Origin of the sequence: Mesorhizobium silamurunense (assembly GCF_014843905.1) — a bacterium.
In the GTDB taxonomy this organism is placed as follows: Bacteria; Pseudomonadota; Alphaproteobacteria; order Rhizobiales; family Rhizobiaceae; genus Mesorhizobium; species Mesorhizobium silamurunense.
Window position 1 is genome coordinate 85,061 of sequence record NZ_LPVS01000082.1, and the last position, 21,721, is coordinate 106,781.

At 63.2% G+C, this 21,721-nt stretch carries 28 protein-coding genes; 12 read left to right on the top strand and 16 right to left on the bottom strand.

All coding sequences use genetic code 11. The features are described 5' to 3' along the window. Positions 1-203 precede the first annotated feature (203 nt). The 4 genes from AU465_RS24140 to AU465_RS24155 all read left to right on the top strand — a co-directional run bounded on the left by AU465_RS24140 (position 204) and on the right by AU465_RS24155 (position 2,870). Entirely contained in the window at positions 204-1,043 is an 840-nt protein-coding gene (locus AU465_RS24140; protein ID WP_192253899.1) for an RNA methyltransferase, read from the top strand. Between the two features lie 80 nt (positions 1,044-1,123). Further along, complete coding sequence (locus tag AU465_RS24145) at positions 1,124-1,432, top strand: hypothetical protein (RefSeq protein ID WP_192253900.1); 309 nt, start codon at positions 1,124-1,126, stop codon at positions 1,430-1,432. A gap of 397 nt (positions 1,433-1,829) precedes the next feature. Next, positions 1,830-2,630 carry a glutamate racemase gene (gene murI, locus AU465_RS24150; protein ID WP_192253901.1) on the top strand — a complete coding sequence of 267 codons (801 nt, stop codon included), beginning with the start codon at positions 1,830-1,832 and terminating at the stop codon, positions 2,628-2,630. Between the two features lie 57 nt (positions 2,631-2,687). After that, a complete protein-coding gene (locus tag AU465_RS24155) occupies positions 2,688-2,870 on the top strand; it encodes a DUF3008 family protein (RefSeq protein WP_192253902.1) in 183 nt (60 codons plus the stop codon). A 92-nt stretch (positions 2,871-2,962) separates the two neighbouring features. Here the strand turns inward: AU465_RS24155 and AU465_RS24160 are convergent, their stop codons facing one another. Then, complete coding sequence (locus tag AU465_RS24160; RefSeq protein ID WP_192253903.1) at positions 2,963-3,166, bottom strand: hypothetical protein; 204 nt, start codon at positions 3,164-3,166, stop codon at positions 2,963-2,965. Between the two features lie 419 nt (positions 3,167-3,585). Between AU465_RS24160 and rpsD the strand changes: the two genes are divergently transcribed. The 3 genes from rpsD (at position 3,586) to AU465_RS24175 (ending at position 6,025) form a co-directional block, all read left to right on the top strand. Further along, a complete protein-coding gene (gene rpsD, locus AU465_RS24165; RefSeq protein WP_192253904.1) occupies positions 3,586-4,203 on the top strand; it encodes a 30S ribosomal protein S4 in 618 nt (205 codons plus the stop codon). Between the two features lie 108 nt (positions 4,204-4,311). Further along, positions 4,312-5,208 (top strand): tRNA 2-thiocytidine(32) synthetase TtcA, encoded by an 897-nt coding sequence (ttcA, locus tag AU465_RS24170; protein ID WP_192253905.1) that lies wholly within the window; start codon positions 4,312-4,314, stop codon positions 5,206-5,208. Beyond that, positions 5,198-6,025, top strand: coding sequence for an inositol monophosphatase family protein (locus AU465_RS24175; protein WP_192253907.1), 828 nt, complete (start codon positions 5,198-5,200; stop codon positions 6,023-6,025). The genes ttcA and AU465_RS24175 overlap by 11 nt, the downstream gene beginning before the upstream one ends. 151 nt (positions 6,026-6,176) lie before the next feature. Here AU465_RS24175 and AU465_RS24180 read toward each other — a convergent pair whose 3' ends face one another. The 6 genes from AU465_RS24180 to AU465_RS24205 all read right to left on the bottom strand — a co-directional run bounded on the left by AU465_RS24180 (position 6,177) and on the right by AU465_RS24205 (position 12,705). Further along, on the bottom strand, positions 6,177-7,421 hold the full coding sequence (locus AU465_RS24180; RefSeq protein ID WP_312891306.1) for a multidrug effflux MFS transporter: 1,245 nt from the start codon (positions 7,419-7,421) through the stop codon (positions 6,177-6,179). Between the two features lie 146 nt (positions 7,422-7,567). Then, the gene (gene grxD, locus AU465_RS24185; protein WP_120015458.1) at positions 7,568-7,903 is read right to left on the bottom strand and encodes a Grx4 family monothiol glutaredoxin; all 336 of its coding nucleotides are present in this window, start codon (positions 7,901-7,903) and stop codon (positions 7,568-7,570) included. Positions 7,904-8,051: 148 nt separating this feature from the next. Next, positions 8,052-8,285, bottom strand: coding sequence for a BolA/IbaG family iron-sulfur metabolism protein (locus tag AU465_RS24190; protein WP_192253911.1), 234 nt, complete (start codon positions 8,283-8,285; stop codon positions 8,052-8,054). 113 nt (positions 8,286-8,398) lie between these two features. Further along, positions 8,399-8,923 (bottom strand): hypothetical protein, encoded by a 525-nt coding sequence (locus AU465_RS24195; protein ID WP_192253913.1) that lies wholly within the window; start codon positions 8,921-8,923, stop codon positions 8,399-8,401. Further along, positions 8,920-11,151, bottom strand: coding sequence for a phosphoribosylformylglycinamidine synthase subunit PurL (gene purL, locus AU465_RS24200; protein WP_192253914.1), 2,232 nt, complete (start codon positions 11,149-11,151; stop codon positions 8,920-8,922). Before purL ends, AU465_RS24195 begins: the two co-directional genes overlap by 4 nt. A gap of 144 nt (positions 11,152-11,295) precedes the next feature. Then, positions 11,296-12,705, bottom strand: coding sequence for an aminotransferase-like domain-containing protein (locus tag AU465_RS24205; RefSeq protein WP_192253916.1), 1,410 nt, complete (start codon positions 12,703-12,705; stop codon positions 11,296-11,298). Positions 12,706-12,799: 94 nt separating this feature from the next. Between AU465_RS24205 and AU465_RS24210 the strand changes: the two genes are divergently transcribed. After that, a complete protein-coding gene (locus AU465_RS24210; RefSeq protein WP_192254047.1) occupies positions 12,800-13,042 on the top strand; it encodes a DUF1127 domain-containing protein in 243 nt (80 codons plus the stop codon). A 24-nt stretch (positions 13,043-13,066) separates the two neighbouring features. On the opposite strand, the gene AU465_RS24215 is transcribed toward AU465_RS24210, so the two are convergent. From AU465_RS24215 to purC, 6 genes are read right to left on the bottom strand one after another with little or no spacing between them, the layout of a single operon-like run. Then, positions 13,067-13,696, bottom strand: coding sequence for a Pr6Pr family membrane protein (locus AU465_RS24215; protein WP_192253918.1), 630 nt, complete (start codon positions 13,694-13,696; stop codon positions 13,067-13,069). 7 nt (positions 13,697-13,703) lie between these two features. Continuing rightward, complete coding sequence (locus AU465_RS24220) at positions 13,704-14,114, bottom strand: hypothetical protein (RefSeq protein ID WP_192253920.1); 411 nt, start codon at positions 14,112-14,114, stop codon at positions 13,704-13,706. Between the two features lie 42 nt (positions 14,115-14,156). After that, positions 14,157-14,825 carry a phosphoribosylformylglycinamidine synthase subunit PurQ gene (gene purQ / locus AU465_RS24225; protein ID WP_192253922.1) on the bottom strand — a complete coding sequence of 223 codons (669 nt, stop codon included), beginning with the start codon at positions 14,823-14,825 and terminating at the stop codon, positions 14,157-14,159. Continuing rightward, positions 14,822-15,076 (bottom strand): hypothetical protein, encoded by a 255-nt coding sequence (locus AU465_RS24230; RefSeq protein WP_192253924.1) that lies wholly within the window; start codon positions 15,074-15,076, stop codon positions 14,822-14,824. The genes purQ and AU465_RS24230 overlap by 4 nt, the downstream gene beginning before the upstream one ends. Positions 15,077-15,094: 18 nt before the next feature. Next, a complete protein-coding gene (gene purS / locus AU465_RS24235; RefSeq protein ID WP_192253926.1) occupies positions 15,095-15,334 on the bottom strand; it encodes a phosphoribosylformylglycinamidine synthase subunit PurS in 240 nt (79 codons plus the stop codon). 60 nt (positions 15,335-15,394) lie between these two features. Further along, positions 15,395-16,189, bottom strand: coding sequence for a phosphoribosylaminoimidazolesuccinocarboxamide synthase (purC, locus tag AU465_RS24240; protein WP_124997632.1), 795 nt, complete (start codon positions 16,187-16,189; stop codon positions 15,395-15,397). Positions 16,190-16,465: 276 nt separating this feature from the next. On the opposite strand from purC, the gene AU465_RS24245 reads away from it, so the two are divergent. After that, the gene (locus AU465_RS24245) at positions 16,466-16,786 is read left to right on the top strand and encodes a DUF1476 domain-containing protein (RefSeq protein ID WP_192253929.1); all 321 of its coding nucleotides are present in this window, start codon (positions 16,466-16,468) and stop codon (positions 16,784-16,786) included. 102 nt (positions 16,787-16,888) lie between these two features. After that, positions 16,889-17,662 (top strand): HpcH/HpaI aldolase family protein, encoded by a 774-nt coding sequence (locus AU465_RS24250; RefSeq protein WP_192253931.1) that lies wholly within the window; start codon positions 16,889-16,891, stop codon positions 17,660-17,662. A gap of 78 nt (positions 17,663-17,740) precedes the next feature. Here the strand turns inward: AU465_RS24250 and AU465_RS24255 are convergent, their stop codons facing one another. Further along, positions 17,741-18,298, bottom strand: a complete 558-nt coding sequence (locus AU465_RS24255) for an RBBP9/YdeN family alpha/beta hydrolase (RefSeq protein WP_192253933.1) — start codon at positions 18,296-18,298, stop codon at positions 17,741-17,743. A gap of 197 nt (positions 18,299-18,495) precedes the next feature. On the opposite strand from AU465_RS24255, the gene AU465_RS24260 reads away from it, so the two are divergent. After that, the gene (locus AU465_RS24260) at positions 18,496-19,308 is read left to right on the top strand and encodes a VOC family protein (protein WP_192253934.1); all 813 of its coding nucleotides are present in this window, start codon (positions 18,496-18,498) and stop codon (positions 19,306-19,308) included. 30 nt (positions 19,309-19,338) lie between these two features. On the opposite strand, the gene purB is transcribed toward AU465_RS24260, so the two are convergent. Next, on the bottom strand, positions 19,339-20,655 hold the full coding sequence (gene purB / locus AU465_RS24265) for an adenylosuccinate lyase (protein WP_192253935.1): 1,317 nt from the start codon (positions 20,653-20,655) through the stop codon (positions 19,339-19,341). A 61-nt stretch (positions 20,656-20,716) separates the two neighbouring features. Continuing rightward, positions 20,717-21,286 carry a hypothetical protein gene (locus AU465_RS24270; RefSeq protein ID WP_246506352.1) on the bottom strand — a complete coding sequence of 190 codons (570 nt, stop codon included), beginning with the start codon at positions 21,284-21,286 and terminating at the stop codon, positions 20,717-20,719. 134 nt (positions 21,287-21,420) lie between these two features. Here AU465_RS24270 and AU465_RS24275 point away from each other — a divergent pair, with 134 nt between their 5' ends. Then, a complete protein-coding gene (locus AU465_RS24275; RefSeq protein ID WP_192253936.1) occupies positions 21,421-21,681 on the top strand; it encodes a DUF2171 domain-containing protein in 261 nt (86 codons plus the stop codon). Positions 21,682-21,721: the final 40 nt, after the last annotated feature.

Consider the following 21,721-nt stretch of genomic DNA (forward strand, 5'->3'; position numbering starts at 1 on the left):
AGAATGCCTCGTTGCTGGGGGATCTGAACGGCCTTGCCCGCATGGTTTCGGCCGGGGTTGCGGAGCGTATATCAAAGCCTTTTTGAGCGCGCAAACCGCGATGAGCCAGCCGCAGACCGGTGCCGCGCTTGTGAATGCTTCATTTTCCGGGCCGGATGTGGCAGGGGACGCCGAAACGCCGCAAACCCTATGTACGGAGAGCCATGCCAGCCGCGAACGATGCCGCCAATCCCGCCGGACCGGCGATCATCCTTGTCGAGCCGCAGCTCGGCGAGAATATCGGCATGGTCGCGCGCGCCATGGCGAATTTCGGCCTTTCGGAGCTGCGCCTGGTCAATCCGCGCGATGGCTGGCCGAGCGAGAAGGCGCGCGCGGCCGCCAGCCGCGCCGACCATGTCATCGATGCGACAAGGGTGTTCGACGACCTTGCCTCGGCGGTCGCCGACCTCAACTTCGTCTTCGCCACCACGGCGCGCGAGCGTGACGGCTTCAAGCCGGTGCGCGGCCCGGTGGAAGCGGGCAGGGCGCTCCGGGCCCGCGTTGGGGCCGGGCTGCGCACCGGGATTCTTTTCGGCCGCGAGCGTTTCGGCCTCTACAATGAAGAGGTCGGCCTCGCCGACGAGATCGTCACTTTTCCGGTCGATCCCAGCTTCTCCTCGCTCAACATCGCGCAAGCCGTGCTGTTGATGTCCTATGAATGGATGAAGTCCAGCCTCGCCGAAGAGACCGCGACCAACTTTTCCGGACCGGAGCTCGTTCCGGCGACCAAGGAACAGCTTCACAGCCTGTTCACCTATCTCGAAGGGGCGCTTGAGGCGCGAGGCTATTTCCGTCCGGAAGAGAAGAAGCCGAAGATGGTCGACAATCTGCGCGCCGTGCTGACGCGGGCGGGCTTCGCCGAGCCGGAGCTTAAGGTGCTGCGCGGCATCATCTCGTCGCTCGACAGGTTTTCTCCGGCAATGCCACGAGGCGACGGCTCGCCGGGAGACGATCCGAGGCGGGTGCCGGCTGCGCGCAGGCGACCAGCGGACAAAGAAAGTTAAAATCTGTGAGAGCCGATCCTTCAAAGTAACCGAATATTATACGGTTTTGATCCATCGTTATTGAAACGGTGGGGTAGAAAATGTTCACGTCCAATATTGGCCGTCTGCGTTTCTTCTTCTATTCGCTAAGCCTGTTCATAGCGGAGGCGGTGGCGGTCGTGCTCTGCATTGCCGGAACGATCGGCTTCGCGGGATTGATCAATTCGATGCCGGGACCTTCGCGGCAAGGCCTGGCCGGTGCCGCGCTTATTGTGTCGCTCATCTTCGTCGCGCTGCGCGGCAATATCGCCTGGCGCCGCTGCCGCGATGCCATGGATCGAGCTGGATCCTGTGGTCCTATATCGTCTTTTCCGGCGTCTATGGCTTCCTGCAGGCAGGCACGCTTCTAGTCATCGATTTCGGCAATCCCGAGAGCGCGCCTGGCGGCCTGAACCTGCTCGGCCTTGCCATATTCGGCCTTTGGTGCACGATCCTGTGGGCGAAGCCTGTCGCAGGAAGCAATATCAATGAGTTGACCGAGGTTTTTGACTTTGAGGGCTCATTGCCGGCACCCGCGCGCGCCGAGCGGACCGCAGCGAGCGTCGCTCCGGCTGCGGCGCAAGCCACGCGTCCGGCGCCGCAGCCGTTCGGCCGGCCGCGTCCTGCCGGTTTCGGCAAGCGCGGGCTCTGAGCAGGACAGCATTGCGCAAAAGCTGCTGGCGTTTGCCACTTCAAGACCATGATCGTTCAGGATAGAAGCGCCGTTGGCCAAATCATGGGTCAGCTTCTTCCTGTGGTCGGATGACAATGAACGATCGATCAAGCCAGCGCCCGATCTTGATGTTCGATTCCGGCGTCGGCGGACTGACGGTGCTGCGCGAGGCGCGCGTGCTGATGCCGGACCGCCGCTTCGTCTATGTCGCCGACGATGCAGCATTTCCTTACGGCGCATGGGAAGAGCCGGCGCTCAAGCAACACATACTGGCACTGTTCGGCAAATTGCTCGACCGGCTGCAGCCGGCGATTTCCGTCATCGCCTGCAACACCGCCTCGACCCTGGTGATCGATGCGCTGCGCGAAAAATTCCCTGGCCATCCCTTTGTCGGCACCGTGCCGGCGATCAAGCCGGCGGCGGAGCGCACGCGTTCCGGCCTGGTGTCGGTGCTGGCGACGCCGGGCACGGTGAAGCGCCAATACACGCGCGACCTGATCAGCAAATGGGCGCAGAAATGCCATGTCCGCCTGGTCGGCAGCGACAGGCTTGCCGGACTTGCCGAGATCTATATGCGCGAGGGCTTTGTCGACGAGGAGGCCGTGCGCGCCGAGATCACGCCGTGCTTCATCGAGCGCGACGGCCAGCGCACCGACATCGTCGTGCTCGCCTGCACGCATTATCCGTTCCTGGCCAACCGCATGCGCAAGACGGCGCCCTGGCCTGTCGACTGGATCGATCCGGCGGAAGCGATCGCCAGGCGCGCCATGTCGCTGCTCGAACCGGTCGGCGAACCGTCCGGCGATAGCGAGCCGGATATCGCCGTCTTCACCTCCGGCAAGGTGGATTTCGCCACGAAACGGCTCATCCAGGGCTTTGGCTTGACCGCGCGCTAGCGCTGGAACTGCGGCCGCGGGCCAGCGTTTCTCCTTACAGCAAAGGAGGAGCTAATCATGCCCGCCACATCACAAGCTCAGCAGAAGGCCGCCGGCGCCGCGCTCGCGGCCAAGCGCGGCGAGATCAAGAAGAGCGAGCTCAAAGGCGCTTCGCGTGACATGTATGAATCGATGAGCGAGAAGCAGCTCGAGGAATTCGCCGAAACCAAGCGCAAAGGCCTGCCCAACAAGAAGTCATGAATTCCTGTCGGGCTGCCAGGGTCGGACACCCCGATAGAAAAAGCCCGCGGGATGAACCGCGGGCTTCGTCTGGATTGGATCGAGGCCGGCAATTACCGGCGCCACCAGCAGTGCCGCACCTTGTAGCGAACGACGTGACGGTGGCCGTGCCGCCAGACGACTCGTTTCTTCACCACGACGCGGCAGACCTGCTTATGGCCATGCCAGTGCCTTGCCATGGCAGGCTCCGGCGCCATGACCGCCATCGATCCCGCCAACACCGCGGCTCCGGTCAACGTAAGGAAGAACGTCTTCATGGGAATTCGGACTCCTCTGCTCCAGTCCCTTCATCAAAGTGTCAGGGCAAGCTTACGTCCAAAATAGTTGTACCCCGCCCCGATGCCGTCGGCGTCCGCCACATCTGGCACCGCATGCAACGCAGGATGGTATAGAGTCGCCCGCTGCGTCGCCAGTCACAAGCTTGACACCGGTTAAATCTCTGTTTAACAGGCCTTCCAACACCGGGTGGCGACGCCCGGTGGTTTCTTTTGCATGGGCGAGACCTCACCGGAAGCCAGTCTGTCGGCGGTCTTGTTCGAACTGACGTGTCCCGTGGGTTTTCCGTCGCGTTGCGTGGAAAACCCTGTCAGGTCTCGAAAACGGAGGCCAGAGGAGGGCGCGTTTCCTTCACCCGGAGCCATGGGGTTCCGGGTATATCGTTTTGAAAGGGAATGCGATGAGCAAGCGCGAATCCGCGAAATACAAGATCGACCGCCGTCTCGGCGAAAACATCTGGGGCCGCCCGAAGTCCCCGGTCAACAAGCGTGAATACGGCCCCGGCCAGCACGGCCAGCGCCGCAAGGGCAAGCTTTCCGACTTCGGCCTGCAGCTGCGCGCCAAGCAGAAGCTGAAGGGCCACTATGGCGACGTTTCGGAAAAGCAGTTCCGCAAGGTCTATGAAGAGGCCAACCGCCGCAAGGGCGACACTTCCGAGAACCTGATCGGCCTGCTGGAGTCGCGTCTCGACGCGATCGTCTATCGCGCCAAGTTCGCGCCGACCATCTTCGCCGCCCGTCAGTTCGTCAACCACGGCCACGTCAACGTCAACGGCAAGCGCACCAATATCGGTTCGTACCGCTGCAAGCCGGGCGACGTCATCGAGGTGCGCGAGAAGTCGAAGCAACTCGTCATCGTCTTGGAATCGGTCGGTCTTGCCGAGCGCGACGTGCCGGACTACATCGAGGCCGACCACAACAAGATGACCGCGACCTACAGCCGCGTTCCCGGCCTGGCGGACGTGCCGTTCGCTGTCCAGATGGAACCGAACCTGGTCGTCGAATTCTATTCGCGCTGATCTAAGTCAATCAGCGAGATCATCGAAGGCCGCCCTCGAGGCGGCCTTTTCTTTGTCGGTCATGTCCGTTAAGTCCAGCGGCAGCAAAGATCGCGGGGCCTACGCGCCATGAACATGCTGCCAGACGTCAAATCGCTTGAGCCGATCGCCGACGAGGGAGAGGGCGGGTTTCATCCGCTGTTTCGCGACGTGCCGTCCTCGGTCGAGTTCAACAAGCTGCGCAAGCGGCTCTTGAGGCTCACCCGCCAGGCGATCGAGGACTTCGCCATGTTGAAGCCCGGCCAGCGCTGGCTGGTGGCGCTCTCCGGCGGCAAGGATTCCTATGGCCTGCTCGCCTTGCTGCTCGACCTCAAATGGCGTGGCCTGCTGCCGGTCGAGCTGCTCGCCTGCAATCTCGACCAGGGCCAGCCGAATTTTCCGAAACACATCCTGCCGGACTATCTCACAGCCAACGGCATCCCGCATCGCATCGAGTACCAGGACACCTATTCGGTGGTCACCGACAAGCTGCCCGAGGGCAGCACCTATTGCTCGCTCTGCTCGCGGCTGAGGCGCGGCCATCTCTACCGCATCGCGCGCGAAGAGGGGTGCTCGGCGCTGGTGCTTGGCCACCACCGCGAGGACATCCTCGAAACCTTCTTCATGAACCTCTTTCATGGCGGGCGTCTCGCCGCCATGCCGCCCAAGCTTATCAACGACGAGGGCGACGTCATGGTTCTTCGCCCGCTCGCCTATTGCGCCGAGGTGGATCTAGAGAAGTTCGCCGGCGCCATGAAGTTCCCGATCATCCCGTGCGACCTCTGCGGCAGCCAGGAAGGGCTGCAGCGCAACGCCATGAAGGCGATGCTCGACGACATCGAGAAACGCATGCCTGGCCGCAAGGACACGATGATCCGTGCCATGACCAATGTGCGGCCCTCACACCTGCTTGACCGAAAACTGTTCGACTTCGCCGCGCTCGATGCGCGCCTCACCACAGGGCAAGACATTTCCGATGACATTTGACGACCGCGCGATCGACTGGCTGGCCGACCTTCTCGCCGATGCAGCCAGGGCTGAAATCATGCCGCGCTTCCGCCGGCTGGGCGAGGGCGACGTCCGCCAGAAGACCTCGGCGGCCGATCTGGTGACCGAGGCGGACGTCAATGCCGAAAGGCTGATCGCCGCCAGGCTGCGCGAGCGTTATCCCTCGGCGATGATCGTCGGCGAGGAGGCCTGCTCCGACAATCCAGCTTTGCTTAAGGGCCTTGGCGATGCCGAACTCGCCTTCGTCATAGATCCGGTCGACGGCACCTTCAACTTCGCCTCCGGCGTGCCGCTCTTCGGCGTCATGCTGGGCGTCGTCGTCAAAGGCGAGACGGTTGCCGGCATCATCCACGATCCGGTGGGCAAAGACTGGCTGATCGGCGCCAAAGGGGCCGGCAGCCATATCCGCCACGCGCATGGCGCGCTGGAGAAGGTCAAGGTTGCCGAGCCTGTGCCGATCTCTCAGATGACCGGCGCGGTCTCGTGGCAGTATCTGAAGGAACCGGAGCGCTCGCGGCTCGCGCGCAACCAGACCAAGGCGCTGTCGCAGTTCGGCTATCGTTGCGCGGCGCACGAATACCGGCTGCTGGCCAGCGGGCACGCACATTTCGTCGTCTACAACAAGCTGATGCCGTGGGATCACCTTGCGGGTGTGCTGATCCATCAGGAAGCGGGCGGCCACGCCGCGCGGATCGACGGCGATCCTTATCTGCCGTCGCATGTCGATGGCGGCCTGCTGGTGGCCCCCGACAAACAAAGCTGGGATCAACTGCGCCGCGAGCTCTGGGCGGAGTAGGGTGCGCCGACATTCAGGTGATGCCGGTCTGCAAATGGCGGCTTCCTGCGCTTCCGGTACTCACGGACCTAAATGTCCGCTCCGTTCCGGTTCTCGGAATCCACGATTTTCGACTCGGCCTGACCTGAATCTCGGCACACCCTAGATTGGCTCAAACCGGCGGATTGTGGGGCTGGAACAGCCGCCCGCGCTCGGCAATCAAGATCATCAGCAAGGCTGCGACGGACACGCTGCAGAAGCCGGCGGCCAATGGCGTGACCGTGCCGTTATAGGCCTGGCCTATCAACGTGCCGAGGAGGCCGCCGAGAAAGGTCTGCATGAAGCCGAGGATGGAGGACGCCGTGCCGGCAAGCTCGCCGAGCGGCTCCATCGCAAGCGCGTTGAAATTCGCGCCGAGGCAACCGAACGGCACCATAGCACCGGCAAAGAAGGTGATGAACAGCCAGAGCGGCATCTGCATTTCGAGTGAGACGACGAGCCAGATCAGGCTGATGGCGAGGAACAAGAGCAACGCGCTTTGCGACAGGCGGCGCATGCCGACCTTGCCTACGAGCCGCGCGTTGAGGAAGTTCGAGAAGGCGAGCACGCCGGCAACGCCGGCGAAAATCAAGGGGAACAGCTCGCCGACATGGAAGACATCTAGATAGATCTGCTGCGCCGAATTGATGAAGCCGAACATCGCGCCGAAGATAAAGGTGCTGGCAAAGGCGTAGGAAAGCGCAATGCGGTTGGTGAGCACGATGCGGAAGCCGCCGACGACCGCGTTGACCGTCAGCGGGCGGCGGTATTCCGGATGCAGCGTTTCCGGCAGTCGCAGCAGCGACCATGCCGACACGATCAGCGCGCCGACGGCCATGGTGACGAAGATCCAGTGCCAGGTGGCGAACAGCATGATGAACTGGCCGATGCCGGGCGCGACGACCGGGATCGCCATGAACACCATGAAGATCAATGACATCACCTCGGCCATGCGACGGCCCTCGAAGGTGTCGCGCACGATCGAAACGGCGATGACGCGCGTCGCCGCCGCGCCGATGCCTTGCACGATACGGCAGGCGAGCAGGACGCCGAAGGTTGGAGCCACAGCAGCGGCAGCCACCGCCGCGACATAGATGATCAGGCCGGCGACCAGCGGCGCACGGCGGCCGAAACGATCGGAGATCGGCCCGAAGAAGAGCTGTCCGGTGCCGAAGCCGAGGATGTAGGCGGTGATGACGTACTGGCGATGGTTCTCATTCTCGACGCCGAGCGAGGCGCCGATCTGCTGCAGCGCCGGCAGCATGATATCGATGGCGAGCGAATTGAGCGCCATCAGCGCCGCGCAGAGCGCAATGAATTCCCAGCGCGGAATGGGCAAGCTGCTTGCCCGTTGCGTCGCTTCAACCTGCTTGTCCACGGCAAAGTCCGATCTTTCAAACGAACATGCGCCGGTGGACCGGCGCATAGATTCGTCTCGTTCCCCAATCGGGGAACCACAATGCCGAGGTGGGGTGGCCCCGGAGTCTTGGCGTGCCGGCCGAGCCGCCAGCCTACGCGCTCAAATCAGGCAGCGCCTTTGACGCTGACGCCCTTCTCGACGAGGAATGTCTGCAACTCGCCGGCCTGGAACATCTCGCGTACGATGTCGCAACCGCCGACGAACTCGCCCTTGACGTAGAGCTGCGGGATGGTCGGCCAATTGGAATAATCCTTGATGCCCTGGCGCAGTTCCGCCGAGTCGAGCACGTTAACGCCTTTGTAGTCGGCCCCGATATAGTCGAGGATTTGCACCACCTGGCCGGAGAAGCCGCACTGCGGGAAGCCAGGCGTGCCCTTCATGAAAAGCACCACGTCGTTGCTCTTCACTTCGCTGTCGATGTAGTCGTTGATGCCACTCATGGACGATCCTTTCATGCCTGTGGGAGTCAGGCTCGAAGCATGTCCATCAAATAAACCCATAGGTTGGCTGAAACAAGACGTTAGCCACGACGCCATCGTGATGGCGCAAGGGATGGTGCGTTTTGGGCTAAGCCTGAGTGGACAGGGTTCAGTCCGGAACGCTGGTCTGCAGGGCAAGTGCATGCAGCAAGCCGCCCATATTGCCCTTCAGCGCATCATAGACCATCTGGTGCTGCTGCACTCGGCTTTTGCCGCGGAAGCTTTCGGCCACCACTTCGGCTGCGTAGTGGTCGCCGTCGCCGGCAAGGTCGCGAATCGTGACCTTGGCGTCCGGAATGCCTTCCTTGATCAGCCGTTCGATGTCGTGCGCGTCCATTGCCATGACAAAAATCCTGTTTTCGAGCGGGGAGCGGTGCAGCCCGTACGAGGAGAGTCGGGGCTAAGCGTAGAACCTTTCCGGTCCGGATTGAAGCCGTTCCGTCCATGACCGGGAGTTCACGGGACATTCCGGTCCGGCTGAGCCGCATCGCCGGCGGACACGTCCTCAGGCGTCGAGTAGGTGCGACCGAGACTGAAGGTCAGCACATAGATCGGAACGTTGATCACTATACCGACCAAGGGCAAGTAACTCGTCCACTGCCAGAGCGGCGAGAAAAACGGCCGGCCGTAGCCATCGCACATAAGCGAGGAGCCATACGCCCAAAGCGCCCCGATAACGACCGTAGCGGCAAAGAGCTTGACGCAAGTGACGATATGCCTTGCCCGCGCCGGCTCCGGCAAAAGGCGTTCCCACAGAACCAGGCAAAGAATCGGAACCGCGTAGACGAGGTTCTGAACGGCAATCATCGGGATTGTGCCGTTGGCCGCGGCGAGGAACTCCGCCCGCGTTTCGAGCCGCGGACAGATCTCGCTCGAGGTTGTCGACAGCAGGAGAAAGACGAACGGGCCGAGAAACCAGAAGAAGAACAGGGACGGCCAGAAGACGACTGCAAGCAGTGCCCGGACCGCCAGCCTGGTCAAATGGCCAGATCCATGAAACGCGGGAACCAGCCCTCATGGGCTGCCGTCAATTCACTGACCGCTATGGCCCTCGTCTCGCCGAGTTTCAATTCACGACCGCCGGTCGTGCCGATCCACGGCGCGAAGATGCCGAGCTTGCCCTGCTCCTCGCGGATCTTGTCCCATTCGCCGCTTTGCGGGTCGACCGACAGCGTCACGAGATAACGGCCCTGGTCCTCGCCGAACCAGACCGGGATCGGATCTGTGCCGGTAAGACCCGGAATGGTGGCGCCGATGCCGGAGGCCATCGCCATTTCGGCCAGCGCCACGGCAAGGCCGCCGTCCGAGACGTCATGCGCGGCAGTCACGATGCCGGAAGCGATCAGCGCGCGCACATGGTCGCCGACGCGCTTTTCATGTTCGAGGTCGACAGGCGGCGGCGGGCCGTCGGCGCGGCCGTGGATATCGCGCATATAGACGGACTGGCCGAGATGGCTGCCCCAGCTTGGCGGTGCGCCGACCAGCACGATCATCTGGCCCTCGGCGGCAAAGCCGATACGGGCCATCTTCGACCAGTCGGCGATCAGCCCGACGCCGCCGATGGTCGGCGTCGGCAGGATGCCGCGGCCGTTGGTTTCGTTGTAGAGCGAGACGTTGCCGGAGACGATCGGGAAGCCGAGCGCGCGGCAGGCATCGCCGATGCCCTTAATCGCCCCGACAAACTGGCCCATGATCTCCGCCCGTTCCGGATTGCCGAAATTGAGGTTGTCCGTGGCCGCAAGCGGCAAGGCACCGGTCGCGGTGAGATTGCGCCAGCATTCGGCCACCGCCTGCTTGCCGCCCTCATAAGGATCGGCCTCGCAATAGCGCGGCGTGACGTCGGAGGAGAAAGCGAGCGCCTTGGTCGGATGGCCGTCGACCCGTACCACGCCGGCGTCGCCGCCAGGAAGCTGCAGCGAATTACCCTGGATCAGCGTGTCGTACTGTTCCCAGACCCAGCGGCGCGAGGAGAGGTCCGGCCCGCCAAGCATCTTGAGCAGCGCGTCGGCGACATCGGCCTTAGGCGCGTCATTTGCGGCCAGCGGCGCCGGCTTCTTCGCTTCGACCCACGGGCGGTCATATTCCGGCGCCTGGTCTCCCAGTTCCTTGATCGGCAGGTTGGCGACCTCGTCGCCCTGGTGCAGCACGCGGAAGCGCAGGTCGTCAGTGGTCTTGCCGACGATGGCGAAGTCGAGGCCCCATTTGCGGAAGATCGCCTCGGCTTCCTCCTCCTTTTCGGGGCGCAGCACCATCAGCATGCGTTCCTGGCTCTCCGACAGCATCATCTCGTAGGCGCTCATGCGCTCCTCGCGCACCGGTACCTTGTCGAGATCAAGCTCGATGCCGAGATCGCCCTTTGCGCCCATCTCGACCGCCGAGCAGGTGAGGCCGGCGGCACCCATGTCCTGGATGGCGATGACCGCGCCCGAGGCCATCAGCTCGAGGCAGGCCTCCAGCAGGCATTTTTCGGTGAAGGGGTCGCCGACCTGGACGGTCGGACGCTTCTCCTCGATCTTGTCGTCGAATTCGGCCGAGGCCATGGTGGCGCCGCCGACGCCGTCGCGTCCGGTCTTGGCGCCGAGATAGACGACCGGCAGGCCGACGCCCTTGGCCTCTGACAGGAAGATAGCGTTGGTCTTGGCGAGACCGGCCGCGAACGCGTTGACAAGGATGTTGCCGTTGTAACGCGGGTCGAAATTGACCTCGCCGCCAACGGTCGGCACGCCGAAGGAATTGCCGTAGCCGCCGATGCCTGAAACCACGCCGGCGACCAGATGCCGGGTCTTGGGATGGTCCGGCGCGCCGAAGCGCAGCGCGTTCATCGCCGCGACCGGCCGCGCGCCCATGGTGAAGACGTCGCGCAGGATGCCGCCGACGCCGGTCGCGGCTCCCTGATAGGGTTCGATGTAGGACGGGTGGTTGTGGCTCTCCATCTTAAAGACGACGCAGTCGCCGTCGCCGATGTCGACCACGCCGGCATTCTCGCCCGGTCCCTGGATGACCTGCGGGCCGCTGGTGGGCAGCGTGCGCAGCCATTTTTTTGAAGACTTGTAGGAGCAGTGCTCGTTCCACATCGCCGAGAAGATGCCGAGTTCGGTGAAGCTCGGCTCGCGGCCGACCAGGTCGAGGATGCGCTGGTATTCGTCGGGCTTCAGCCCATGCGCGGCGACGAGTTCGGGGGTGATCGGCACGGAATTGGAAATGGTCATGAGCGGCGATTTGTATCCGTGGGAGAGGGTGATTTTCGAGTCTCCTCTTATCGCAAGCTTTCGCGCGATACACCCCACCGGATGACGAAAAACGCCGGAAAACTGCCGTGCCGGCGCCTGCTCAGCCGGCAGCGCGCCGGGCGGTCAGGAAAAACTGTCGTAGCCGGCGCGGCCTTCGTCGAGCAGGCGGCGGATGACCGCGACGCCACCGGCGACATCCTTGCTCTGCCGGGGTTGCGAGACACCGAAGCGGACGCTGTGGAAGACCTGCTCGGAACGACCGGCCTTGAACTCGTCCTCGTCGTCGATGAGCACGCCTTGCGCCAGGCAGGCATTCTTGAACGTGCCCGACAGCCAGGGATCCGGCAAGGTGAGCCAGACGAAGGGCACATTGTCACATGCCTTGAAGTCGAAGCCCGCCAACGTCTCGCGCACGGCATGGAGACGCGTCTGGATCTCGGCAATGCAGCGCTTGCGGATCTCGCCGGCCTGGCCCGACATCACCAGCCTCGTTCCGACCTCCGCCAGCAGGAAGGGCAGGCCGCCTGTCATCATCTTGTGCGCGACGCGGATGCGGTGGCGGTAGGCAGGCGGGCAGGACAGCCAGCCGCCGCGCACACCGGCCGCGACCGATTTCGACAGGCCGCCGGCGACGATCGTGCGTTCGGGGGCATATTCGGCAAGCAGCGGCGTCGGATCGTCGGTCAACTCGCCATAGAGGTCGTCCTCGATCAGCGTGACATTGTATTCACGCGCGATGCGCGCGATCGCCTGGCGCCGCTCCGCCGAGAGCGTCACCAAGGTCGGGTTTTTCGCTGTCGGCATCACGAACATCATCTTCGGGTGTTTCTGCGCGCAGACGCGCTCGAAATCGTCGGGGTCGAGACCTTCATCGTCCGCCGAGACGAGCGCCGTGCGGCGTCCGATCAGGCCGGCGCTGCGCGAGATCTGCGAATAGGTGAGATGCTCGAAGACGATCGTGTCGCCTGGCGTGGTGAGCGCGGCGATCGCCGCCATCACGGCGGCATGGGTGCCAAGCGTCGGCACGATTGAATCGGGCGAGGGCCGGAAGGAATTGCGCGACAGCCAGCGGCTGCCGGCCTCGTACCAGCGTTCGGGAAAATCGCGCGTGTAACTTGAAATGTCGTGCGGATGCTCCTGCGCCGTCCGCGCCAGCAGCTCGGCGATGGTTGCGCCCTGGCCGACATCGGGCGCGGCGGTGCTGTCGAAGCGCAGCTTGCCCGCCGGGGCATCGATGAGGCGGGTGCCTAGCGCGGCGGGCTCCAGCTCGGGCTTTGGGTTCTCGGCATGCTGCGCGAGCACATAGGTGCCGCGCCCGACCTCGCCGCTCACCAACCCGCGCTCGCGCAGCAGCTGATACGCCCTACCGACCGTGCCGACAGTCGTGCCGATGTCATAGGCGAGGTCGCGCTGCGGCGGCAGTTTTGCACCGGCATCGATGACGCCCTTGTCGATATCTGACTCAATGCTGTCAGCAAGACGCTGATACAGGGGGCCAGAGCCAGAGGAGAGATCGGGGAGCCAATTTGTCATGGTGACAATTTTCTATATTGCACCGCGCGATGAGTCAATCGATATGAGATCACGGGTGGCACGGGTACAATTCATCAGTCTGGCAGAACGAGATATGAATACAATTGATGCATTCCATCGCAATGGCGCTGAATTGTATGGCCATTCATCGGTTTGGCGCGGCTTCGTCGGCCGGCTGGCGCTTGTGCTTCGTTCCATCGCAAGGCAGATCGGGCGGATGCTGGAGCGCCGTCGCGGGCGCCTTGCTCTGCTGGAGATGACCGACGAGCAACTCAAGGATATCGGCATCTCGCGCTGCGACGCCCATCGCGAAGGCATCAGGCCGTTCTGGGACTAATCGCTCCCGGACGCGGGCTGCGGATCAATTCCGCAGACGGGCGACGCCGTGATCGGCAAACACGGCGAGCACGCATAGGCCGAGAAACAGCGCAGTCGTGGCCAGCGCCGAAATGGCGACGCTGGCCGCGCCGTTCTTCCCCACGTCGAGGAACGGGTAGGGCACCTCGCCGGCGAATGGGGAGCGTATCAGCGCACAGGCGAGATAGGCGATCGGATAGATCATCCACCAGGAGATGTCGCGCCAGCGCGTTTTCCCATCGGTGCCTGCGATCAGCCACCACAGCACGAAGATCAGCGGCGTCACATAGTGGAGCAGGATATCGCACAGCAGGAACAGGCCTTCTGGCGCCCAAAGGCGCGCCAGCACGGTCGAATAGACGATGAAGACCAGAGTTATGGCGACCGCGACGCCGGCGCGCATGCGCCGCCCGGCGAAGGCCGGGAACCAGGCATAGCCGGTTGGTGACAGCAGCGAAGCATGCACCAGCACTGCCGCGATGTTGGTCAGGATGGTGAAGAAGCTAAAATAGAAGACGATCGAGCCGAGCAGGCTACGGCCTGCCGCCATCGACGCCGGAACGGTGATCGCAAACTGCAGGACGAGCGCGATGAGCCCGATAACCAGTCCTGCGATCTGCAGGAACCGGCTCATGGCAGGCTCACGCGGCAGCGGCGCAGGACGGGTTGCCGGCCTGCCAGCGGGCGATGTCGGAGCCGATGCGCGCGCCGAGCGGCTCGGCCATCAGCGGCCCGAACACGTCCACCTTGCTGGAATTGCCCTGCGCCTGCACGACAAGCAGCGGCTTGCCGCCATAGTGCTTGGCCGGAACCAGCAGGAAACGCGGCGTGCCGCTGTAGGAGTTGAGCTCGTTGGCCATCTGGTAGGCCTTGAAGGCCGGGTCCTTGCTGGCGATCCAGCATTTATGCGCCGCGATCGCGACCTGCTCCATGGCGAGCAGCGAGGCGCTCTTGCCCGACGGCGCCGGTGTGGTCTTCGAGCCGGACTGGCAGGATGTTAGAGCAACCCCGGCGGCAGCCACGAGAGCAAGGCGAGTAATCGTCATTCTCATACAGTCCGCCCCGCGCTTTGAAAGGAAATGTCTAAAAAGGGATCAAGCGGCGATGCCAAGCGCGCCTTCGAACAGCGCCCGGCCGTCGCTGCCGCCGTGTGCTGCCTCGATCAGGTTCTCCGGATGCGGCATCAGGCCGAGCACATTGCCCTTCTCGCTGACGATGCCAGCGATGTCGTTGATCGAGCCGTTGGGATTGGTGCCTTCGGCATAGCGGAACACCACCTGGCCTTCGCCTTCGAGGCGGGCAAGGGTTTCGGCGTCGGCGAAATAATTGCCGTCATGGTGCGCGACCGGCGAGCGGATGATCTGTCCAGGCTGGTAGCGGCGGGTGAACATGGTGTTGGCGTTGGCGATCTCGAGCTTCACCTGCCGGCAGACGAACTTCAGCGAGGCGTTGCGCATCAGGGCACCCGGCAGCAGCCCCGCCTCGACCAGGATCTGGAAGCCGTTGCAGACGCCGATGACCATGACGCCCTTGGCGGCCTTTTCCGCCACCGCCCGCATCACCGGCATGCGTGCGGCGATCGCGCCGCAGCGCAGATAGTCGCCGAAGGAGAAGCCACCGGGAATGGCGATCAGGTCGACGTCGGGGATTTCAGTGTCCGTCTGCCAGACGGTCGCCGGCGCCTGACCGGAGATCTTGGTCAGCGCCGCGATCATGTCACGGTCGCGGTTGAGGCCAGGCAGGAGGACGACGGCTGATTTCATTTCGGTTCGAAAGGCCTCTGGTTTTCGGCGAGCTCTCGCAGGTCTGGCCGGCGCTCGATACGTTCGAGGCGATCGTCTTGACGGGCGAGAATTCCGTAGATGTTGTGAATATCACTTTGAGTTGCCGCCATGTGGCCCCGAAGCACGTTCATCTCTCGCTTCTGCTCAGAAAAGTCCTGGCGAAGTTCCGCAGGCTCGTGGTGTACACGCTTCAGACGCTCGTACATCAAGTCGCTTGTGGCTTCAGGCACAATGCCTCCGGCGCAACCTCAGGTTATGGCCACACTATAGTTCTCAATCACCGTGTTCGCCAGAAGCTTGTCGCACATGGCCTTGAGGTCGGCTTCAGCCCTGGCCTTGTCGGTGCCGGTGAGCTCGATGTCAAACACCTTGCCCTGGCGCACCTGGCCGACGCCGTCGAAGCCCAGCCCCGAGAGCGCATGCTCGATCGCCTTGCCCTGCGGGTCGAGAACGCCGTTCTTGAGGGTCACGGTGATGCGGGCTTTCATCGGTACTCCTGAATGATCGGTCTTGCGGCGGACCTGCCGTTGAAGGCAAGCCGCTGGCAGTCAGTGCTTCATGCCCTTGGGCGGCTCGGAAGAGGCGACGAGCACCGGGCCTGTCGGGCGCGGCGGCTCGTTCTCGTTCATGATGCCGAGACGGCGGGCGACTTCCTGATAAGCCTCGACCAGCCCGCCCATGTCGCGGCGGAAGCGGTCCTTGTCGAGCTTGTCCTGGGTCGCCACGTCCCACAGGCGGCAGGAATCCGGCGAGATCTCGTCGGCGACGACAATGCGCATCATATCGCCCTCGAACAGGCGGCCGCATTCGATCTTGAAGTCGACGAGCTGGATGCCGACGCCGAGGAACAGACCGGAGAGGAAGTCGTTGACGCGAATGGCCAGAGCCATGATGTCGTCGATTTCCTGCGGGCTTGCCCAGCCGAAGGCGGTGATGTGCTCTTCCGACACCATCGGATCGTCCAGCGCATCGGCCTTGTAGTAGAATTCGATGATCGAGCGCGGCAGCACCGTGCCTTCCTCGATGCCGAGGCGCTTTGCCAGCGAGCCGGCGGCGACGTTGCGCACGACCACTTCGAGCGGGATGATCTCGACTTCCTTGATCAGCTGCTCGCGCATGTTGAGCCGGCGGATGAAATGGGTCGGGATGCCCATGCGATTGAGGTGGTTGAAGATGTGCTCGGAAATGCGGTTGTTGAGCACGCCTTTGCCGTCGACCACCTCGTGTTTCTTCTTGTTGAAGGCGGTGGCGTCATCCTTGAAGAACTGGATCAGCGTTCCCGGCTCAGGTCCTTCATAGAGGATCTTGGCCTTGCCTTCGTAAATGCGGCGGCGATTTTTCATCTGATTTTTTCTCTGGATTGGCGGGCAGGCGGCAAGCGACCAGTTCCTGTCCGTCTGCCTAAATTAGTTGCGGCGACGGTAGCGTTCAATGCCGGTGTCTATAGCAATCGTAATGTTTGCTCAATCGGCAAATCCTGCCGATCAACCGGTTTCGAGACCGAAATGCCGCAGCGCAGCATGCGACGTAGCATATTGACCGGCCCGCGGCCTTTTGGTTTGTGCTGGGTAAGCACACATATTCATCGCCAAGCGAATCGATTTGACCGGAGGGACGTCATGAGCAGCATGAAAGACCGCGAAGAGGGCTTCGAGCGCAAATTCGTTTTCGACGAGGAGCTCCGCTTCAAGGCCTCGGCGCGCCGCAACAGGGCGCTCGGCCTCTGGGCCGCCGAAAAGCTCGGCAAAACCGGCGCCGACGCGGAGGTCTATGCCAAGGAGGTGGTAGTCTCCGACATCGAGGAAGCCGGCGATCACGACGTCTTCCGCAAGATCCGCAAGGATTTCGACGCCGCAGGCGTCAACCAGTCGGACCATCAGATCCGCCGCACCATGGAAGAGTTGATGGCGCAGGCGATCGAGCAGATCAAGAACACGTAATCGTCACTGGACCAATCGACCGCCCGGCTGAGCCGGGCGGTTTTTCTTTGCCTTGCCGCCGTTTCCGGCCGAAACTGCGGATCGTTAACAAGGAAAGTTCCGATGTCGCTCAAGTCCCGCCTGGCTGCCGATGAAACGCTGTTCACCGCATGGTCCGGGGTGCCGGACGCGCTGACGGTCGAAATCATCGCCAAGCAGGGTTTTGATGCCGTCACCCTCGACATGCAGCATGGTGGCCACCATGAGGACAGCGTGCTGCGCGGCCTGGTGCCGGTGCTTGCCGCCAACAAGCCGGCCCTGGTGCGCATCCCGGTCGGCCGCTTCGACATGGCGAGCCGGGCGCTCGATTTCGGCGCCGAGGCGGTGATTGCGCCGATGGTGAATTCGGTGGCGGATGCACGGCAGTTTGCCGCCGCGATGAAATATCCGCCGATGGGCGAGCGTTCCTGGGGCCCGACTTATGCCTTTCCGCGCCATGGCAAGGGCGACCATGCCGAGTGGCTGCGCGACTCGAACCAGCGCACCATGGCCTTTGCCATGGTCGAGACGCGGGCGGCGTTCGAGGCGCTCGACGGGATCCTCGAGACGCCCGGCATCGACGGCATCTTTGTCGGCCCGTCGGATTTCTCGATCGCCTGGTCGAACGGCAGCACCGTCAATTCGACGCTGGAAAGCATGATGGAGACGGTGGCCTCGATCGCCGAGCGGACGCGCAAGGCAGGCAAGCATGCCGCGATCTATGTCATCGAGCCGGCCGTTGCGGGGCGCGTGGTGTCGATGGGCTACCGGCTGCTCGCCATGGGCTCGGACCACACGCTGATCTCGCTCGGCGCCAAGACGCTTCTGAAGAGCATGCGGGATTCGATCGGCTCTTAGTCAGCCGCGCCGTATCACCCTGATTTTGCTCGTGATCTTTCTGGAAATCGCTCCCGATTTCCAGAGCCGGCAAGCAGTTCAGGGTTCCTTCAGTTCCGTCAGGAACTTGGCAAAGGTCATCGAGCCTTCCGGCCACGGGCCGAACCCGGCATCGGCATTGAGATGGCCGGCCTCGCCGGCATCGATGAAAAGCGATCCCCAGGCGGCGGCAATGTCCTCGGCGACCTCGAAGGCGCAGAAAGGATCGTTGCGGCTGGCGATCACGATCGACGGGAAGGGCAGGGGCTCGCGCGAATAGGGCCCGAAGGTCATCAAATGCCTCGGCCTGATTTCCGGATTGGCGACATCCGGCGGCGCCACGAAAAAGGCGCCCGCGACCGGCTTCTGGAATTGCGGAATGGCCTGCACCGCCGCTGCCACACCCAGCGAATGGGCGACGATCACTACCGGCCGCTCGGCCTCGTTGACGGCTTTCGCCACGCTTGCCGTCCAATCCTCGCGCACGGGCTTTGACCATTCGGTCTGCTCGACCCGGCGCGCCGTCGACAGCTTCGACTGCCAGCGGGTCTGCCAGTGCTCGGGGCCGGAATTGGTATAGCCCGGTATGATGAGGATATCTGCGTCCTTGACTTTCATGGCGCCGATGTAGCGAGCGGCCTTGTCTCATGCAACCATGCCGGTGGACGCTGCACATCACAATTGTGAACAACCTGTTCGATTCTTTCCGTCTTGTGTGAACGATCGCAATCGACGATTTGAGGAAGGAAAAGGAACGACTAATAAAAGCCGGCGCGACTGCCCTTGGTGAGATCGGCGCCCGAACGGAGAGTTTGATGAGCGAACTGCCTTTTGCCGCGACCACCCCGGTCAGCGTCTCGCGCGTCGGCCTGAAGGCGCGTGATGCTGAAAACCTTGCCGCCTACTACCGCGCCGTCGTCGGCCTGCAGGAGCTGAGCCGCGCCGATGGCGCGATCACGCTTGGCGCCGCCAACCGTCCGCTGCTGGTGCTGGAGCCAGCCGCGTCGGCCAAGCCTGACGATCCGCGCAGCGCCGGCCTGTTCCACACGGCCTTCCTGCTGCCGTCGCGCGCCGATCTCGGCCGCTGGGTCAACCACGCCGCCGCCAACCGTATCGGCATCGAAGGCGCGTCGGACCACCTGGTGAGCGAGGCGCTTTATCTTACCGACCCCGAGGGCAACGGCATCGAGATCTATGCCGATCGCCGTCCGCAGGACTGGAAATGGAACGGCGACAGGATCGCCATGGCGACCGAGCGGCTGAACCTGCCCGCGGTCGTCGCCAGCGTGCCGGCCGGCGACGCCGGCTGGCAGGGCGCGCCGGAGAACACCATCGTTGGCCATGTGCATCTGCGCGTCGGCCGCCCAGAGGACGCCGAGGCCTGGTGGCATGACGAGTTCGGCTTCGACACGGTTGCCAAATATGGCGGCCAGGCGGTGTTCCTGTCTTCCGGCCACTACCATCACCATATCGGCGCCAATGCCTGGCACAGCGCCGGCGCCGGCCGACGCGACCCGGCGCGGTCGGGTCTCGCCTGGGTCGAGATGCGCTCGGACAATGTGAAGGCCGAGACTGCGCGGGAGGATCCTTGGGGCACGGTGATCAAGACAGTGCCCGGCAAGGCTTGATCGAGGGCTGCGCCAAGCTAACGGACGCCTTTACTCGACCTCAACCTTTCCGAACACCCGCTTGAAGATGGTGTCGACATGCTTGGTGTGATAGCCGAGGTCGAATTTCTCGCGGATCTCGGCGTCGGGGAGCGCGGCTGTCACTTCCTTGTCGGCCAGAAGTTCCTCAAGGAAATCAGCCCCTTGTTCCCACACTTTCATGGCGTTGCGCTGCACCAGCCGGTAGGCATCCTCGCGCGAGACGCCGGCTTGCGTCAGCGCCAGGAGCACGCGCTGCGAATGCACCAGGCCGCGGAACTTGTTCAGGTTCTTCAGCATGTTGTCGGGATAGACGAGCAGCTTGTCGACGACACCGGTCAGCCGCGACAGCGCGAAATCGAGCGTCACGGTCGCATCCGGCCCGATCATGCGCTCGACCGAGGAATGCGAGATGTCGCGCTCGTGCCACAGCGCCACATCCTCCATCGCCGGCATGGCGTAGGAGCGAACCATGCGGGCGAGGCCGGTGAGGTTTTCGGTCAGCACCGGGTTGCGCTTGTGCGGCATCGCCGACGACCCCTTTTGCCCCGGCGTGAAGTATTCTTCGGCTTCCAGCACCTCGGTGCGCTGCAGATGGCGGATTTCGACGGCCAGCCGTTCGACCGACGAGGCGATCACGCCGAGCGTGGCGAAGAACATCGCATGGCGGTCGCGCGGGATGACCTGCGTCGACACAGGCTCCGGCTTCAGTCCGAGCTTCCTTGCCACATGCTCTTCGACATAGGGATCGATGTTGGCGAAGGTGCCCACCGCGCCCGAGATGGCGCAGGTGGCGATGTCTTCGCGCGCGTGTAGCAGCCGCTCGCGGCAACGCGAGAATTCGGCATAGGCCAGCGCCAGCTTGACCCCAAAAGTCGTCGGCTCGGCATGGATGCCGTGGCTGCGGCCGATCGTGATGGTGTCCTTGTGCTCGAAGGCGCGGCGCTTCAGGGCCGCGAGCAGGGCGTCGATGTCTGCAAGCAGGATGTCGCTGGCGCGCGTCAATTGCACCGCAAGGCAAGTGTCGAGAACGTCCGACGAGGTCATGCCCTGGTGAATGAAGCGGGCGTCCGGCCCGACGAATTCGGCGAGATGGGTCAGGAAAGCAATCACGTCGTGCTTCGTGACGCGCTCGATCTCGTCGATTTTGTCGACGTCGAATTTGGCGGCGCCGCCCTTTTCCCAAATTGTTTTCGCGGCCTCTTTCGGAATGACGCCGAGCTCGGCCAACGCATCGCAGGCATGCGCCTCGATCTCGAACCAGATGCGGAACCGGGTTTCGGGCGACCAGATGGCGACCATTTCCGGCCGGGAATAACGAGGGATCATCTGTTTCCAAGTCCTGCAGGGAGAAGCTTTGGCCGCGTCCTAACAGAGGCCGGGCCAATGCTCAACGCCGCTGGCGCGCAATCCAGATGCTGGCGGCAACAAGTGCCGCAAAGCCGAGCGGAAAATAGAGCCGCACTCCCAGGACGACGAACTGGTAGAGCGCTGTCAGCGCCGTGAACACAAGTTCGAATGCCCAGGTCAGCGTGAAGGCCGGCGCGTGCCACTCGGCGTAGTAGGAACGGTATTGCAGCGCGAACAGGCCGCCGGTGACAGCGAGCGTCGCGCTAAGCAGACATACGAAAGCGGCAGCGAGCGTGGTTTCCCAGTGTCGGCCGCGCGATACCAGCCTGGCGAGCGTCAGCCCGACGGGAAAGGCAAGCGCCCCGCCGAGCGCATAGAGCAGCACGACGAAGCGGAGCCTGCCCGGCGTCTCCCAATAATAGAGATTGAGGAAAGCGCTGGCCGCCATCGTAAGACCCCACAGCGAGGCGCCGACAACGACCTTGCCTGCCGAGCGCAGCGCATCGCGCACCAGGTGCAGACGCAAGGAGGTTGATTGCAGCGGCGTCACGGTCACAAGGCCACGTTCCGCGGCGGTGACTGGCGGTTCAGGTCGGGTGTCGCTGGTCATGCGCTCTGTCTCATTGGCGTCATGCCTATCACACCATGGTGAACGAGACGTGCTGCTCGATGCATCCAATCCGGCGCTCGTTTGTTATTGTGGACCGTCCCGATAAGGATGCGGCCACCCAACGGAGGACCAGCATGACCACCGACCTCAGCAAGATACGCGAGCATATGGAAGTGATCGGCGCCGATGGCGTCCATATCGGCACCGTCGACAAGGTCGACGGTCAGCGGATCAAGCTGACCAAGGCCGACAGCGGCATGGGTAGGCACCACAAGGGTCATCATCATTACATTCCGCTCAGCCTCGTCGCGGAGATCGACGAAAAAAAAGTCTGGCTGTCGGCGAATTCGGATGTCGCGGTGACCTTCGAGGAAGAGAAGTCCGACCCGACCTGAACCGGCAACTTTAGATTTTCTCTTGCGCAATTCCGGACAG